The following is a 14263-nucleotide window of genomic DNA, read 5'->3' as shown; positions in this document are numbered from 1 at the left end:
GGCGTGTCAAAAAATAATAAACCGATCCGTATCGGCATTGTTGTCGGTGAGGCTTCTGGGGATATTCTCGGGGCGGGGCTGATCCAAGCGCTACAAAAGCGCCTGCCCCAGGTTCGTTTTGACGGTATAGCGGGCCCTCGCATGCTGGCCCTTGGAGCTGAATCCCTTTTTCCGATGGAGCGCCTTTCAGTAATGGGGTTGGTTGAGCCGTTAAAACGCCTGCCTGAGCTGTTGAAAATTCGTCGTTCACTACGCCAGCACTTTATGGAAAATCCGCCGGACCTTTTTATTGGTATTGATTCGCCGGATTTTAACCTTTCCCTAGAGGAGTCTCTAAAAGCTGAGGGAATCCAGACAGTGCACTACGTCAGTCCCTCGGTTTGGGCCTGGCGTCGCGGGAGGATTAAAAAGATTGCCCGTGCAGTTGATCATATGCTGACGCTGTTACCATTTGAGGCTAATTTTTACAGGGAAAATCAGGTGCCGGTATCATTTGTTGGGCACCCGTTGGCAGATGATATTCCGCTTCAGGTCAGCGGCGTTACTGCGCGTAAAGAGCTGGGGTTTGATCAGGGTGACAGGGTCATTGCCCTGCTGCCAGGTAGTCGCGGCGGAGAAGTGCGGTTACTTGGCCCTCTGTTTTTGCAAACGGCCCACTGGTGTCACCAGCGCAATTCTGACCTCAAGTTTGTATTGCCCGCTGCGAACGAACAGCGCCTTGCTGAATTGCAGGAGCAGCTGCGGGATTTCCCCGGCCTTCCCGTAACCCTGTTAAGTGGCGACTCCCATAAAGCACTCAGTGCGGCGGATTGTGTGCTGATTGCTTCGGGAACCGCAACACTGGAAACGATGTTGCTTAAAAAACCCATGGTGGTTGCTTACAAATTGGGCAGGATTTCCTATGCCATTGTCTCGCGAATGTTGCACACCCCCTGGGTTTCCCTACCCAATTTATTGGCACAGAGGGAATTGGTCCCTGAAATTCTGCAGAGCAACGCCACGGCTGAGAATCTCGGGGCTGCTTTAATACGCTATTTTGAGGACCCGTTGCTTGGGGATCAATTACAGAGAGAGTTCGATGATCTCCACCAACAATTACGCCGCAATGCCTCTGAGCGTGCTGCGGATGCGGTTTGTGGTCTGTTAAATTCAAGCGGAGATCAGCCATGAACAGTAAGAAAGAACTTCCTCAGTATGTTTGCTCTTATCAGGGCGATTTGCTTGCGGGTGTTGATGAGGTGGGGCGAGGTCCATTGGCTGGGGATGTGGTCGCTGCGGCAGTAATCCTGGACCCCTCCAGACCGATTACAGGGCTGGCAGATTCAAAAAAGTTAAGTGAAAAAAAACGCGAATTACTTTTTGATGAAATTCGAGAGCGCGCGCTGAGCTACTCAGTAGCTCGCGCATCAGTACGGGAAATTGATCAAATCAATATCCTGCAGGCGAGCCTGCTGGCCATGCATCGCGCAGTGGAGCAGTTGCCTGTTCAGCCGGAATTTGTTCTGGTGGATGGTAACAAGAAGCCAGACTGGACTTACCCCTGCGATACAGTAGTGAAAGGTGATAGCCGGGTTGCAGCGATAGCGGCTGCCTCTATCCTTGCCAAAGTGACCCGCGATCGTGAAATGGTAGCGTTGGATAAGAAATATCCAGGGTATGGCCTGGCTGGTCACAAGGGCTACCCCACTAAAGCCCATATACACGCTTTGGGTGAGCTGGGTCCGAGCCCTGTCCACCGGGTGAGTTTTGCCCCGGTGAAACGGTTGCTGATGGACTTTGCCTGATTCAGCCGATTGTGCTGAGAGATCAGCGATCTATTTTCTTAACCCGGGCCTTAGTAATCATCTTGTCGGAGACCTCTTCAATTTCCACCAGGTAATTGAGGATGTACAGGCTGATATTGCCATCTGGAATACTTTCCAGGTGCTCCATCGCCAGGCCATTAAATGTTTTGGGGCCATCGGTGGGTAGGTGCCAACCGAGGGTGCGATTGATATCCCTAATGGATGTGCCGCCCTCAATCATATACCAGCCTTCCCCGGTGGCTACGATCTCTTCGTCGTCGCTGGGCACCTGGCTTGCGGTGAAGTCGCCGACAATTTCCTCCAGTAGATCTTCCAGGGTAACGATTCCCATCACTTCCCCGTACTCATCAACCACCAGCCCCATGCGGCGCTTGGTCTTCTGGAAATTCATTAATAAAGTGGGGAGGGGGTAGCTTCCGGCACGAAGTAGGGTTCATCGGTGAAGGATTTGAGGCGCTCTGCCGTCAGGTTATCGGGGCCGTCGCGCAGAATCTGTGCAGCGCGGCGTAAATGCAGTATGCCGACGACCTTATTGATATCTCCCCTGTAGACCGGCAGTCGAGTATAACTGCTCTCCGCCAGTTGCTGGAGAATTTCCTCGGCGCTGTTCTCCAGGTCGACTCCCATCACCTCATTGCGGGGGATCATAATATCTTCAACTGTGGCCTGATCCAGGTCCAGTACATTCAGGAGCATGCCTTTGTGTTTACTGGGGATCAGGGCGCCGGACTCAAATACAACAGTCCTCAGCTCCTCGGGAGCCAGATGTTCAGCTTCGCTGCCAGCGGTTGTTTCCACGCCGACGAGTCTTGCGAGCCCGTTGGAGATACTGCCTACCAGTAGGACCAATGGGGTAAGCAGCCATAGTAGTGGGCGCAAAATCAAGGAAGCCGGAAATGCAACTCTTTCGGGGTGAAGTGCGGCAATGGTTTTGGGGGTAACTTCGGCAAATATCAGAATAATGATAGTAAGGGCCGCAGTTGCATAAAATACGCCGGCATCTCCATAGAGTTGGGTAAACACGACTCCGGCAATAACCGATGCAAGAATATTCACCAGGTTGTTGCCGATCAGGATAACGCCGATCAGTTTGTCTGGTCGCGCGAGGAGTTCAACTGCCCGCTTGGCTCCGCGGTGACCACTTTTGGCCTGATGTCGCAAGCGATAGCGGTTCAGCGCCATCATGCTGGTTTCGGAGCTGGAAAAGAAAGCCGATATGACAATCAGCAGGGCCAGCAAGCTAAATAGCAGGCCCGGGGGCATCTCGTTCAAGGGAGAACTCTTCTTATTTGGGAGCGGAGATATTGGAGTAGAACGCGGACCTCCGCAAGTTTTCCGGTCACTTTTATGCTGGTTGGCCAGCCGTTTTACCCGCGTTGCAGGATCACTTCCATTACCAATTTGCTGCCAAAGTAAGCCAGCATCAGGGCGGCGAAAGCACTAAGTGTCCAGCGAACTGCGGTATTGCCGCGCCAGCCCCACTGCCAGTGCCCCCATAGCAGGATACTGTAGAGTACCCAGGCAATGATGGAGAGTATTGTCTTGTGCAGTGGGCCCTGCTCAAAAAGGTTGCCCACAAATACAAATCCGGTAATCAGTGAGGCGGTTAGCAGAAGTTGCCCGAATGCGATCAAGCCAAAAAGTAGTGATTCCATACTCTGTAGCGGCGGTAGCAGGCGGGTGGCTCCCACGGGTTTGTGGTTGTGTAGCTGCTGATTCAGGTAGTACAAGTAAATCGCTTGCAGGGTTGCCAGGGTCAGCAGGGAGTAGGCTGAAATCGATAGCAGCGCGTGAACGGCAATGCCTGAAGAAAGTTGCTGGTGTGGTTCAACAGAACCCCAGGTGTGTGATGCTGCGAACTCTGTGAGTGCACCCACAGGAGCAAAGATAAGGATTAACAGGGTTAGCGGGCGCCCCGCGGCCAGAATAAGCAGTAGCAGGTTTACTACCCATGCGATCAGGGACAACATTGCCAGCAGATCGAAGCGGTAGCCTGCTGGTGAGAATAGGATATGCACCAGGGATATCGCATGTGTGACCAGTGCGCCTGCGAGCAGAGCCAGCAAGAGTTTGTTATTTGGCTGACGACCGCGGGCGAGAGCTCCCGCCGCGACCGCAGTTGTGGCGATATATAGAGCGATGGCCGTCCAGTGGGCGAATGCCGCCATTGAGTAGATCCGTATCATTTATTGCGATAGAGGAGGAGTGTGTCACAGCCCGCTTAAACAGGGAAGATCTGACGATATTTCGGCTGTGAGGGTACCTGGGCTATACTGCCGCGCCTCAGACTGGGAGTTGGACGTGGCTCCCTCAAATTTCGCGGCCCACCGCACTGGGGTCCAATCCGCAATCGGAGAAATCGAGACGAATTTATGTTCGATAACCTGAGTGACCGCTTATCGGCGGCCCTGAAAAAAGTCACCGGCAAGGCGCGCCTGACCGATGACAATATCCGCGATACCCTGCGCGAGGTGCGCAAGGCCCTGCTTGAGGCGGATGTCGCCCTGCCAGTTGTAAAGGCCTTTGTTCAGCAGGTGCGCACGGCTGCCGTGGGGCAGAAGGTTAGCAAGGCCCTGAACCCGGGTCAGCAGTTCGTCAAGATTGTTCAGGATGAACTGGTCAAGGTGATGGGAGCGGCTGCTGAGCCTCTTAATCTCGCCGTCCAGCCTCCCGCGGTTATCTTAATGGCGGGCTTGCAGGGCGCTGGTAAAACCACCAGTGTCGCCAAGCTGGCCAAGTACCTGCAGGAGCGGGAAAAGAAAAAAGTGATGGTGGTGAGTGCGGACGTATACCGCCCCGCGGCTATCAAACAGTTGGAGACCCTGGCTGGCGAAGTTGGTGCGATTTTCCATCCCTCTGCCGCTGAGCAGAAACCCTTGGATATTGCCAAGGGCGCCGTTGATGCTGCCCGCAAGCAGTTTGCTGATGTGCTCATCGTCGATACCGCTGGCCGTCTACATATTGATGGTCAGCTGATGGATGAAATTCGCGAACTGCATACCGAATTGAATCCAGCGGAAACCCTGTTCGTGATTGATGCGATGATCGGTCAGGATGCGGTAAACACTGCCAGCGCCTTTAATGAGGCCCTACCGCTTACCGGTGTCATCCTGACTAAAGCCGATGGCGATGCTCGCGGTGGTGCGGCTCTATCCGTACGTCATGTGACCGGCAAGCCGATCAAGTTTATCGGTGTCGGTGAAAAGACGGATGCACTGGAAACCTTCCACCCCGATCGTATTGCCTCCCGTATCCTGGGTATGGGGGATATCCTGTCTCTAATCGAAGAGGCAGAGCAGAAGATTGATAAGGCGAAAGCAGAAAAGTTGGTTAAGAAGGTTCAGAAAGGCAAGGGCTTTGACCTGGAAGACCTGCGCGATCAGCTTCAGCAAATGCAAAATATGGGTGGCTTTGGCTCCCTGCTCGAGAAGATGCCGGGAATGGGCGGTGTCGCTCAGGCGGCCCAGCAGGCTGATATGGGCAAGGAGTTCAAGCGTATGGACGCGATCATCTCCTCTATGACACCCGCTGAACGCCGTAATCCAGAATTACTGAATGGTTCGCGCAAGCGTCGCATTGTCGCTGGTTCCGGCACCCAGTTGCAGGATCTGAACCGTCTGCTTAAACAGCACAAGCAGATGGGGAAGATGATGAAAAAACTCAAAGGCGGTGGTATGGGCAAGATGATGCGCGGCCTTGGTGGTATGCCTGGTATGGGGGGCGGAATGCCCGGAGGTATGGGCGGTTTACCTAGTGGCCTGCCGCCAAGCATGAAGAAAAAATAGTATCCCTGGCCGCTGTGGTGGCCCGATCGAACGCTATACAAATCTATGGCGGTACATTAGAATACGCCGCCTTTCGCTGGGTGAGCTGCCGGCGGAGTTGTATAGGTGGCTGCTAATACAGCCATCCAGTAATTGAATCTACAGGAAAGTTACATGGTAACCATTCGTTTGGCTCGTGGCGGTGCTAAAAAGCGCCCGTTTTATCACCTGACAGTGACCGACAGCCGCAAATCTCGCGACGGTCGTTTTATTGAGCGTGTTGGCTTCTTTAACCCGGTTGCCCGCGGTCAGGAAGAGCGTCTGCGTATTGACCGTGAGCGTGTTGAGTTCTGGCTGGGTCATGGTGCGCAGGTTTCCGACCGTGTCGGCAAACTGCTGAAAGAAACCGCTTAATTTGCACGTTAGTGGTGCGCCTGTGACGAATAACGGAGAGATCACCGATCAATTGGTCACTGTTGGGCGCGTAACTACCGTTTATGGTGTACGTGGTTGGGTGAAGGTGTATTCCTATACCGAACCAATGGACAATATCCTGCAATTCCCCAAGTGGTGGTTGCGGGGGCCGAAAGGTTGGGAAGCCCTCGAAATTGATGCTGGCAAGCGTCATGGCAAGGGTTTGATCGTACATGTGAATGGCATAGATGACCGCGATCTTGCGGCTCGGCTCTGCCAGCGTGATATTGCTGTTGCGCGTGACTTGTTACCGGAATTAGGGCAGGGCGAGTATTACTGGCACCAGCTCGAAGGTTTGCGGGTAATCAGCCGCTTTGCGGGTGAAGAGCACGACTTTGGCATTGTCGCACGCATGATGGAAACTGGTGCCAATGATGTGTTGGTGGTGCGTGGAGGAGTGGATAAGCGCGAGCGTCTGATCCCCTATTTACCAGATCAGTTTATTGCGGATATAGACCTGGAAGCCGGTGTGATTACCGTCGACTGGGATCCAGCTTTTTAAGGCGTTGGAGCGATGGCGAAAAGAATCGCTCTGGTGAGCATTTTTCCGGAAATGTTTGCTGCATTGACCGAGTATGGTGTCAGCGGACGGGCCGCTAAAGATGGCCTGCTGGAAGTACGCTGCTGGAACCCTCGGGAATTCACCAGTGACAAGCACCGCACTGTGGATGATCGCCCATATGGTGGTGGTCCCGGAATGGTGATGATGGCTGAACCCCTTTATCAGGCTCTGGAGGCGGCACGCACCTGGGCTGGAGAAGAGGGTGGGGCTGTACGTACTATCTACCTGTCTCCGCAAGGGCGGCAACTGGATCAGCGCGGGGTCGAAGACCTTTCCGCTGCTGGCAATCTGGTTTTACTGGCCGGGCGCTATGAAGGGGTGGATGAGCGTATCGTCGAGTCCTTGATCGACGAAGAGTGGTCTATTGGTGACTATGTTCTAAGTGGTGGTGAACTGGCTGCTATGGTGATGGTGGATGCGATCACCCGCTTGATTCCCGGCGCTCTCGGGCACGATCAGTCTGCGGTTGAGGACTCTTTTTCCTCTGGCTTGCTGGATTGTCCCCACTACACCCGGCCCGAACAGTACCGGGGAGTAGCGGTACCGGAAGTGTTGCTCTCGGGCAATCATGAAAGAATACGCCGCTGGCGTCTGAAGCAGGCACTGGCGCGCACACAGCAGCGTCGGCCCGACCTTCTGGAGGGGCTGGAGCTGAACAAGGAGCAGAAGCAGTTGTTGGAGGAAATCCAGCAGGAGCAGAAGTCCTAAAAAATTTGATGCCGGATTCGCCGGGAGGCGAGAGTAGTTCGGTGAACTAGCTGAGAAGCTACACAAACTCTATTTGGGAGCAAATCCAAATGACCAATAAAATTATTCAGCAGCTGGAGCAGGAACAGCTGAAGAGCGAAGTACCTCCCTTCGCACCGGGCGACACTGTAATCGTTCAGGTAAAAGTAAAAGAGGGTAACCGTGAGCGTCTGCAGGCGTTCGAGGGTGTGGTAATTGCCAAGCGTAACCGTGGCCTGAACTCCTCCTTTACCGTACGTAAAATCTCCCACGGTGTTGGTGTTGAGCGTACTTTCCAGACTCACAGCCCGTTGGTTGACAGCCTGAAGGTGAAGCGTCGTGGTGACGTGCGCCAGGCCAAGCTGTACTACTTGCGCAGCCTGACTGGTAAAGCGGCCCGTATTAAAGAGAAACTCAACTAAGTCTTTCTCTTACAGCTCACAAAAAAGCCGGTGTCTTGTGGCACCGGCTTTTTTGTGCCTGGTATTTTTCCAGAGGGTTGACTTTCCAGTCTATGCTGCAATGCATTCTCTCTCCAGGAGGCTGCCTCTCTGTTGGGGCGGATATTAAGGTTCGTATAGTTAGTAGATTGCTGTAATACAGGGGATTCCCTTGCCGGCGATGTCAGTAGATTATTGGTTTCAGCTGCCTGGCTCACAGCCTGACTATTTGAGCGTAGTCCCCGCTGCCTGAATATGTTAAAACGCGCCATAGTAAGCCGGAAACGGTAAACAGCTGCCATACTGGCTGGAACTGAGGCTCGGCGTTTAAGTCCAAGCCTACTGAGAATTTAAGGAGCAATCGGTAATGACGCTAATCAAGAAGCCGCTGGCGCTGGCTGGTGCACTGCTCGGCCTATTGGGACCTGCGGCCCTGGCGGAAGTCGATGCGAATGTTGCAAAGACCATCAAAACACGCCTGGAGGCCGGCAACCCCAAGGCCACTTACGGCGAAGTACGTGAGAGCCCTATTAAAGGCCTCTATGAGGTGGATGTAGATGGTGGCAACACTACTCTATTTGTCTCTCAAGATGGCAGTCATTTCATCTACGGCGATTTGTTCCAGGTGAAAAATGGTGGTGGGCTCGCTAACCTGTCCGAGACACGCAGAACCGGTCATCGGGCCAAGGTAATGGGTGACCAGAATGTCGAGGATATGATTGTGTTCTCGCCCAAGGGTGAAACCAAGGCGAGTATTTATGTATTTACCGATGTGGATTGTGGCTATTGCCGCAAACTGCACCAGGATGTGCCTGAACTGAATAAGCGCGGTATTGAAGTGCGCTACCTGGCTTTCCCCCGAGGTGGATTGCAGTCCCTGGGTTACCGCAAGCTCGCTACCGCCTGGTGTGCAGATGACAGCAACAAGACACTGACCGCATTGAAAAACCGGGAAAATGTGCCTCTCAAGGTTTGTAATAACAATCCAGTGGCTGCTCAATACAAACTAGGTAATGAAGCTATTGATGTTCGAGGTACGCCCACCATCGTTATGGAAGATGGTCGAGTGGTACCTGGTTACCTCCCACCGGCATCTTTAGTAAAAGAGCTGGGTATTTAATCCTTTCCTGACTTTGTATTGCCGGCAGCAGTGATGCTGCCGGCAATTATTCACTAAGCCGTGCTCTTCAGCGAAACCTTTCTGGGCTGGGTCATATTTTCTGGAGCCAGAATATCGTTAAGCTCTTCCTCACTTAACAGCCCTTCTTCAAGAATCAATTGTTTGACGCTAGCACCGGTGATCAAAGCCTGCTTGGCGATGCGGGTCGCATTCTCGTAGCCAATAAATGGGTTAACTGCGGTAATCAGGCCGATGCTGTTTTCCACCATTTGCAGGCAGTGCTCTTCGTTGGCCGTAATGCCGTTGACGCAGCGTTGTGCCAGGGTATCCATAGCCTGGGTCATCAGACGCATCGACTGGAGCAGGTTAAAGGCGATAACCGGCTCCATGACGTTTAGCTGCAGTTGACCTGACTCTGCTGCCAGGGTAATGGTCAGATCATTACCGATTACCTGGTAGGCTACCTGATTTACCACTTCGGGAATGACCGGATTAACTTTGCCGGGCATGATGGAGGAGCCGGGTTGCATTGGTGGTAGGTTGATCTCATTGAGGCCTGCGCGTGGGCCGCTGGAAAGCAGGCGTAAATCACTGCAGATTTTCGATATTTTTACAGCGATGCGTTTCATTACACCGGAAAACATCACAAAAGCGCCCATATCGGAAGTCGCTTCAACCAGGTTTTCTGCGCAGATAAAATCAATTCCGGAAATTTCTGACAGAGCTGAAACGACCAACTGACGATATTCGGGGTCGGTATTGATACCAGTGCCAATCGCTGTGCCGCCCATATTGATCTCTTTGAACAGGGTTACCAGCTCTTTGACCCTGGCCACATCCTCACGAATGGTAGCGGCAAAAGCGGCAAACTCCTGTCCAAGGGTCATGGGCACAGCATCTTGTAGTTGGGTGCGCCCCATCTTGATCACTTGGGCAAATTCTCCGGCCTTCTTGTCGAACTCGACACAGAGGGTTTCCATAGACTGTACCAAGTCGTTATAACTAAGCAGTACGGCCAGGTTGATGGAAGTTGGGTAAACATCGTTGGTGGACTGTGACAGGTTCACATGGTTATTGGGGTGGGCCTCTTTGTATTCGCCCTTGTTGTGCCCCAATAACTCCAATGCGCGGTTGGCAATAACCTCGTTTGCATTCATGTTGGTGGATGTGCCAGCTCCGCCCTGAATCATGTCCACCAGGAACTGGTCATGCAGTTTTCCTTCAATAATTTCATCACAGGCACTGGCTATAGCTTTTTGCAGTTTATCTTCAAGATATCCCAATTCCCTGTTGGCCCCCGAGGCAGCTTTTTTGACCATAGCCAGAGCTTTTACCAGGTTGGGAAAGTGGTTGAGGGTAATTCCGGTAATCTGGAAGTTTTCCAGGGCGCGCAGGGTCTGGATGCCGAAATAAACATCCGCTGGCACTTCACGTTCCCCCAACAGGTCGCGCTCAATCCGCGTTGCACTGTCAGCACTGAATACGGGCATGGGTTTCAGTGTATGGAAATCGTTTGTCATGTTAATTCCTGTCTTCTCTTCATCTGCAGGTGGGCGAGCGTATATTGAGAGTGGATTAAGATTTACTCTCTGGATCGCCTCTTGGTTGTTGTAATTTGAGCCTTTCTTAACCGACTCTTGTAGTCAAAGCGGGGTTGCGAAAAAGCTTTGGGGGCCTTCGCTTGTAGAGGCACGGATGTTCTCCCGGATATTCAGATTGATCTCATCGGAATCCGGCCCGAAAACACCGCATAATTTCAATGCGTTTTTGATGCTGATATTGCGCCCCAGGGACTCCAGAACGACCTTTGTGCATACGGGCTCCCGCCTGTCGCTGGCGGAGGCGCCGAGCTTGAGGCCGGACAAATAGCTGACGCGACTTTTGTATGTGGGATAGAGGATGGTTTGGGCTATCTCATTGCGGGTCAGGGCTTCGTAGCCAATCAGAAATATTCGCTCGGAGAGAAAAAAGAGCATGCCTTTGTAATGGGATTTATACCACTCCTCCCTGTCCGGGTAGCGCATGCGCTCAAAGCGCTGGAAATAATAGCCATCCCCGTCGGACTCTATATGTAGCAGGCTGCGGATAATATGATCCGGAAATGTCATTGAGTAGTGGTACTCAAAATAAAACCCCAGATATTTGTCTGCACGGCTCTGGGACTCGCGCATAAGGATGTCTATATCCCGAGTGTAGGGGCGCACCGCCTCTTTAGTGCTTGAAGGTGTACTGCGTACACGAATAATTTGATCAAACTGTTCGCGGGGCATCATAATTTCGTGAGGTTCGACTCCGAAAAAATGACAGATTTTATTCAGGGTGTACTGCGAGGGCTGGGTATGGCCATTCAGGTACTTATTAAATTGCGCTCGATTGATACCCATGCGCCTGCATACCTCGGCAATTGAGCGGTAGAAGCTGCACAGAAGGCGCAGGTTTTGCGAGAAGTCGTTACTCATCGATTGTCTGCTTCTGGTTCCAGTGCGCGGTGAATTCTTTCCAGTGCTTATATATCAGCCATTCTGTGAGTAGACTGGCTGAAGGCCGGTTTAAAACTGCTAAAAAAATTGCCTAAACCGGCCAATACAGGGCTTGGATTAGTTCAGCCCAGTTGAGGAGTGTTCTCCCCGCACAATGATATTTCCATCAATTCTATGATTTTTTCATTTGGATAGCCCATGGCCAGCAAGTGGTTTAATTTCGCAAAGCAGGCTTCACTGGTCATATCCAGACCGCCGATGACACCAGCGCGCAAGAGGGCAGAGCCCGCTGCATACTTGCCCAGGTCAACCTCATTCTCCAGGCATTGGGAAACTGCCACACAGACAATGCCCAGCTCTGCGGCTCTTTCCAGTTGAGCGGTAAAGGCACAGTCATCGGTGGGTGCATTACCAGTGCCGTAGGTTTCGATCACCAGGCCACGGGGGCGGTATTCGATGATCTTGCTCAGGAAAAAGGAGGTGATACCCGGAAATAGCTTAACCAGCACAGCGCCACCATCGACGAATTCCGGAATTTGAAATTGGGTTGTTTTGTCGGGTGTTAAAAGGGCATTGTGGTCGATATTGACTTGTATACCCACTTCGCCAAGGCAGGGGTAGTTTGGACTGGCAAAGGCATCCAGAGAGCCGGAGCTTACTTTGACCGCGCGATTGCCACGTAGCAATTTGCCATTGAAGTAGAGGCAGACCTCTTTAATTTCATCGGAGGCACTGAGCAGCAGAGCGGCAATCAGATTATTGTAGGCATCACTGCGCATTTCCCGCAGGGGGATTTGTGAGCCGGTTACCAGTACTGGTTTAGCCAGACCCTGCAGGGCGAAGGACAGGGCGGAGGCGGTATAGGCCATGGTATCGGTGCCGTGCAACACGACAAACCCTGAGTACTGGCTATAGTTGTCGCGTATCAGGGCGGCGATGCGGTACCAGTCCTTGGGTTGCATATTGGCACTATCCAGTAGAGGGTCGAGCGCCTGAAAATCGTAGCTGGGGAGTTGGCCAATGGCGTCTTGCAGGAGGCGCTCAAGGGCGCTTTCCAGGTCGGCATCCGGTATATAGCCAGATTCACTGCGGCGCATTCCCAGGGTTCCGCCGGTATACAGGATTAAGGTTTTTTTCATCACTCGACCGCTATCTGAGTCAGTTTTCAGGGCGCCCATTTTTCGGGAAAAGGCGCAGTGGATGCAATTTCGCAGGTTGTAGGTACCTGATGCTAGTAGATGCTTTTATAGCATCTACTGAGGATGGTACCTGTTTCAAGAGGTGTTTTAGGGTGACAAAAGTTTCTGCCGGCGCTCTCCTCAGGTAAGCAAAGCTAATGCGCAATTTTGTTGACTTTTTTGTTTGCTGCTCGGTAAGGTTATCGATCTTTTGTTGATTTTATTGGTATTTATTGCGCTGAGCCCCGAAGTAATACTTTTAGTGTGAACACACTGTACCGGGGTGAAATGTGCGGAGGAAATTTGTGAGCGCAACAATTGAAGAAGCTGCAGGGGTGGCGGATCAGGTGGTTGCCGAAAAATCGCAGCGAGCAGTACATATCGGTATATGCGGCCTGGGTACTGTGGGTAGTGGCACGATTAATGTCCTGGCGCGCAATGAGGAAGGGGTGTCTGCACGTTGCGGGCGCCCGGTGATCGTTGAGCAGGTTGGGGCCCGTCGGGATAACCCAGACTGCGAAACCAGTCATTTGAAGGTCACACGGGAGATATTCGACGTCGCCAATAACCCTGAGATTGATATCCTGGTGGAGTTGATTGGTGGCACTACCGTGGCTCGTGAATTGGTAATAACAGCTATCGAGAACGGTAAACATGTTGTCACTGCCAATAAGGCGCTAATTGCTGAACATGGTAATGAACTGTTTGAGCTGGCGGCCCGACAAGGAGTAACGATTGCCTATGAGGCTGCCGTAGCAGGGGGATTCCTATTATCAAATCCCTGCGCGAGGGGTTGGTTGGCAACCGGATACAGTGGCTTGCCGGTATTATTAATGGCACCGGTAACTATATCCTCACGGAGATGCGCGAAAAGGGCCGCAGCTTTGCTGAGGCTCTATCCCAGGCTCAAGCCTTGGGTTACGCAGAAGCAGATCCCACTTTCGATGTGGAGGGTATTGATGCCGCCCATAAGCTGGTAATTATGGCCTCGCTGGCATTCACCATGCCGCTCGCTTTCGACAAAGTGTATACCGAGGGGATCAGTCGTATTTCCAGTGAGGATATTCGTTATGCTGATGAGCTCGGCTATCGTATCAAACATTTGGGTATTGCCCGTCGCACTGACCACGGTGTGGAATTGCGGGTACATCCAACTCTGATTCCCCAGCGCCGCCTGATCGCCAATGTCAATGGGGTGATGAATGCCGTGTTGGTGAGTGGCGACGCAGTGGGATCAACCCTGTATTACGGAGCCGGCGCTGGCGCAGAGGCAACAGCTTCAGCAGTGATTGCCGATATTGTCGATGTGGCGCGCACGCTCGATGTGAGACCGGACCAGCGGGTGCCCGCTGCCGGAGTGGCATTGGCTGAGCAGGGCGATACTCTGGTGCTGCCGGAGGAAGAGGTTGTCACCAGTTACTACCTGCGAATATCTGCTCACGATAAGCCTGGCGTCATGTCTCAAGTGGCCACCATTTGCAGTGAGCAGGGCATCAGTATTGAAGCATTGATCCAGCATGAGCCGACGGAAGGCGAGGAACTGGTGCCGGTGGTGATCCTGACCAGTCGTGCCAGAGAGGCCTGCCTGCGTGAAGCTGTCGCCCAGATTGAATCACTGGAAACAGTTGAGGGTGACGTGGTGCGAATCCGTGTGGAAAGCCTTGGTTGATCCCTGTCCCTATAGTTGTATGGCGCCGCTTCATCCGGAACGGCG

The 14263-nt window shown here is 52.7% G+C and carries 12 protein-coding genes and 2 pseudogenes; 9 read left to right on the top strand and 5 right to left on the bottom strand.

The window, feature by feature from the left end:
* Nucleotides 1–3 precede the first annotated feature (3 nt).
* Both lpxB and rnhB read left to right on the top strand, forming a co-directional pair.
* Entirely contained in the window at nucleotides 4–1170 is a 1167-nt protein-coding gene (lpxB, locus tag GL2_RS00415; protein ID WP_143728777.1) for a lipid-A-disaccharide synthase, read from the top strand.
* The gene (gene rnhB, locus GL2_RS00410) at nucleotides 1167–1784 is read left to right on the top strand and encodes a ribonuclease HII (protein WP_143728776.1); all 618 of its coding nucleotides are present in this window, start codon (nucleotides 1167–1169) and stop codon (nucleotides 1782–1784) included. Before lpxB ends, rnhB begins: the two co-directional genes overlap by 4 nt.
* Before the next feature lie 22 nt (nucleotides 1785–1806).
* On the opposite strand, the pseudogene GL2_RS00405 reads toward rnhB, so the two are convergent.
* Together GL2_RS00405 and GL2_RS00400 are read right to left on the bottom strand one after the other, a co-directional pair.
* Nucleotides 1807–3077: pseudogene (locus tag GL2_RS00405) on the bottom strand (HlyC/CorC family transporter).
* 95 nt (nucleotides 3078–3172) lie between these two features.
* Nucleotides 3173–3973: an inner membrane protein YpjD gene (locus GL2_RS00400; protein WP_143728775.1), complete on the bottom strand. Its 801-nt coding sequence runs from the start codon at nucleotides 3971–3973 to the stop codon at nucleotides 3173–3175.
* 204 nt (nucleotides 3974–4177) lie between these two features.
* Between GL2_RS00400 and ffh the strand changes: the two genes are divergently transcribed.
* The 6 genes from ffh to GL2_RS00370 all read left to right on the top strand — a co-directional run bounded on the left by ffh (nucleotide 4178) and on the right by GL2_RS00370 (nucleotide 8891).
* Nucleotides 4178–5590 carry a signal recognition particle protein gene (gene ffh, locus GL2_RS00395; protein ID WP_143728774.1) on the top strand — a complete coding sequence of 471 codons (1413 nt, stop codon included), beginning with the start codon at nucleotides 4178–4180 and terminating at the stop codon, nucleotides 5588–5590.
* A gap of 153 nt (nucleotides 5591–5743) precedes the next feature.
* The gene (rpsP, locus tag GL2_RS00390; RefSeq protein WP_143728773.1) at nucleotides 5744–5983 is read left to right on the top strand and encodes a 30S ribosomal protein S16; all 240 of its coding nucleotides are present in this window, start codon (nucleotides 5744–5746) and stop codon (nucleotides 5981–5983) included.
* A 22-nt stretch (nucleotides 5984–6005) separates the two neighbouring features.
* Nucleotides 6006–6545: a ribosome maturation factor RimM gene (rimM, locus tag GL2_RS00385; protein WP_143728772.1), complete on the top strand. Its 540-nt coding sequence runs from the start codon at nucleotides 6006–6008 to the stop codon at nucleotides 6543–6545.
* Nucleotides 6546–6557: 12 nt separating this feature from the next.
* Nucleotides 6558–7313 carry a tRNA (guanosine(37)-N1)-methyltransferase TrmD gene (trmD, locus tag GL2_RS00380; RefSeq protein WP_143728771.1) on the top strand — a complete coding sequence of 252 codons (756 nt, stop codon included), beginning with the start codon at nucleotides 6558–6560 and terminating at the stop codon, nucleotides 7311–7313.
* A gap of 89 nt (nucleotides 7314–7402) precedes the next feature.
* Nucleotides 7403–7753 (top strand): 50S ribosomal protein L19, encoded by a 351-nt coding sequence (gene rplS, locus GL2_RS00375; RefSeq protein WP_143728770.1) that lies wholly within the window; start codon nucleotides 7403–7405, stop codon nucleotides 7751–7753.
* A gap of 385 nt (nucleotides 7754–8138) precedes the next feature.
* Complete coding sequence (locus GL2_RS00370; RefSeq protein WP_143728769.1) at nucleotides 8139–8891, top strand: DsbC family protein; 753 nt, start codon at nucleotides 8139–8141, stop codon at nucleotides 8889–8891.
* Nucleotides 8892–8944: 53 nt separating this feature from the next.
* On the opposite strand, the gene aspA is transcribed toward GL2_RS00370, so the two are convergent.
* The 3 genes from aspA to GL2_RS00355 all read right to left on the bottom strand — a co-directional run bounded on the left by aspA (nucleotide 8945) and on the right by GL2_RS00355 (nucleotide 12510).
* The gene (gene aspA / locus GL2_RS00365; protein ID WP_143728768.1) at nucleotides 8945–10411 is read right to left on the bottom strand and encodes an aspartate ammonia-lyase; all 1467 of its coding nucleotides are present in this window, start codon (nucleotides 10409–10411) and stop codon (nucleotides 8945–8947) included.
* A 123-nt stretch (nucleotides 10412–10534) separates the two neighbouring features.
* A complete protein-coding gene (locus GL2_RS00360; protein WP_143728767.1) occupies nucleotides 10535–11350 on the bottom strand; it encodes a helix-turn-helix transcriptional regulator in 816 nt (271 codons plus the stop codon).
* A gap of 143 nt (nucleotides 11351–11493) precedes the next feature.
* The gene (locus GL2_RS00355) at nucleotides 11494–12510 is read right to left on the bottom strand and encodes a type I asparaginase (RefSeq protein WP_172621011.1); all 1017 of its coding nucleotides are present in this window, start codon (nucleotides 12508–12510) and stop codon (nucleotides 11494–11496) included.
* 386 nt (nucleotides 12511–12896) lie between these two features.
* On the opposite strand from GL2_RS00355, the pseudogene GL2_RS00350 reads away from it, so the two are divergent.
* Nucleotides 12897–14218: pseudogene (locus tag GL2_RS00350) on the top strand (homoserine dehydrogenase).
* The last annotated feature ends 45 nt before the right edge of the window (nucleotides 14219–14263 follow it).

The sequence above is a fragment of the Microbulbifer sp. GL-2 genome (genome assembly GCF_007183175.1).
Taxonomy (GTDB): Bacteria; Pseudomonadota; Gammaproteobacteria; order Pseudomonadales; family Cellvibrionaceae; genus Microbulbifer.
Note: the sequence above shows the minus strand (reverse complement) of the source record. Positions and strands in the feature narration are given on the sequence as shown.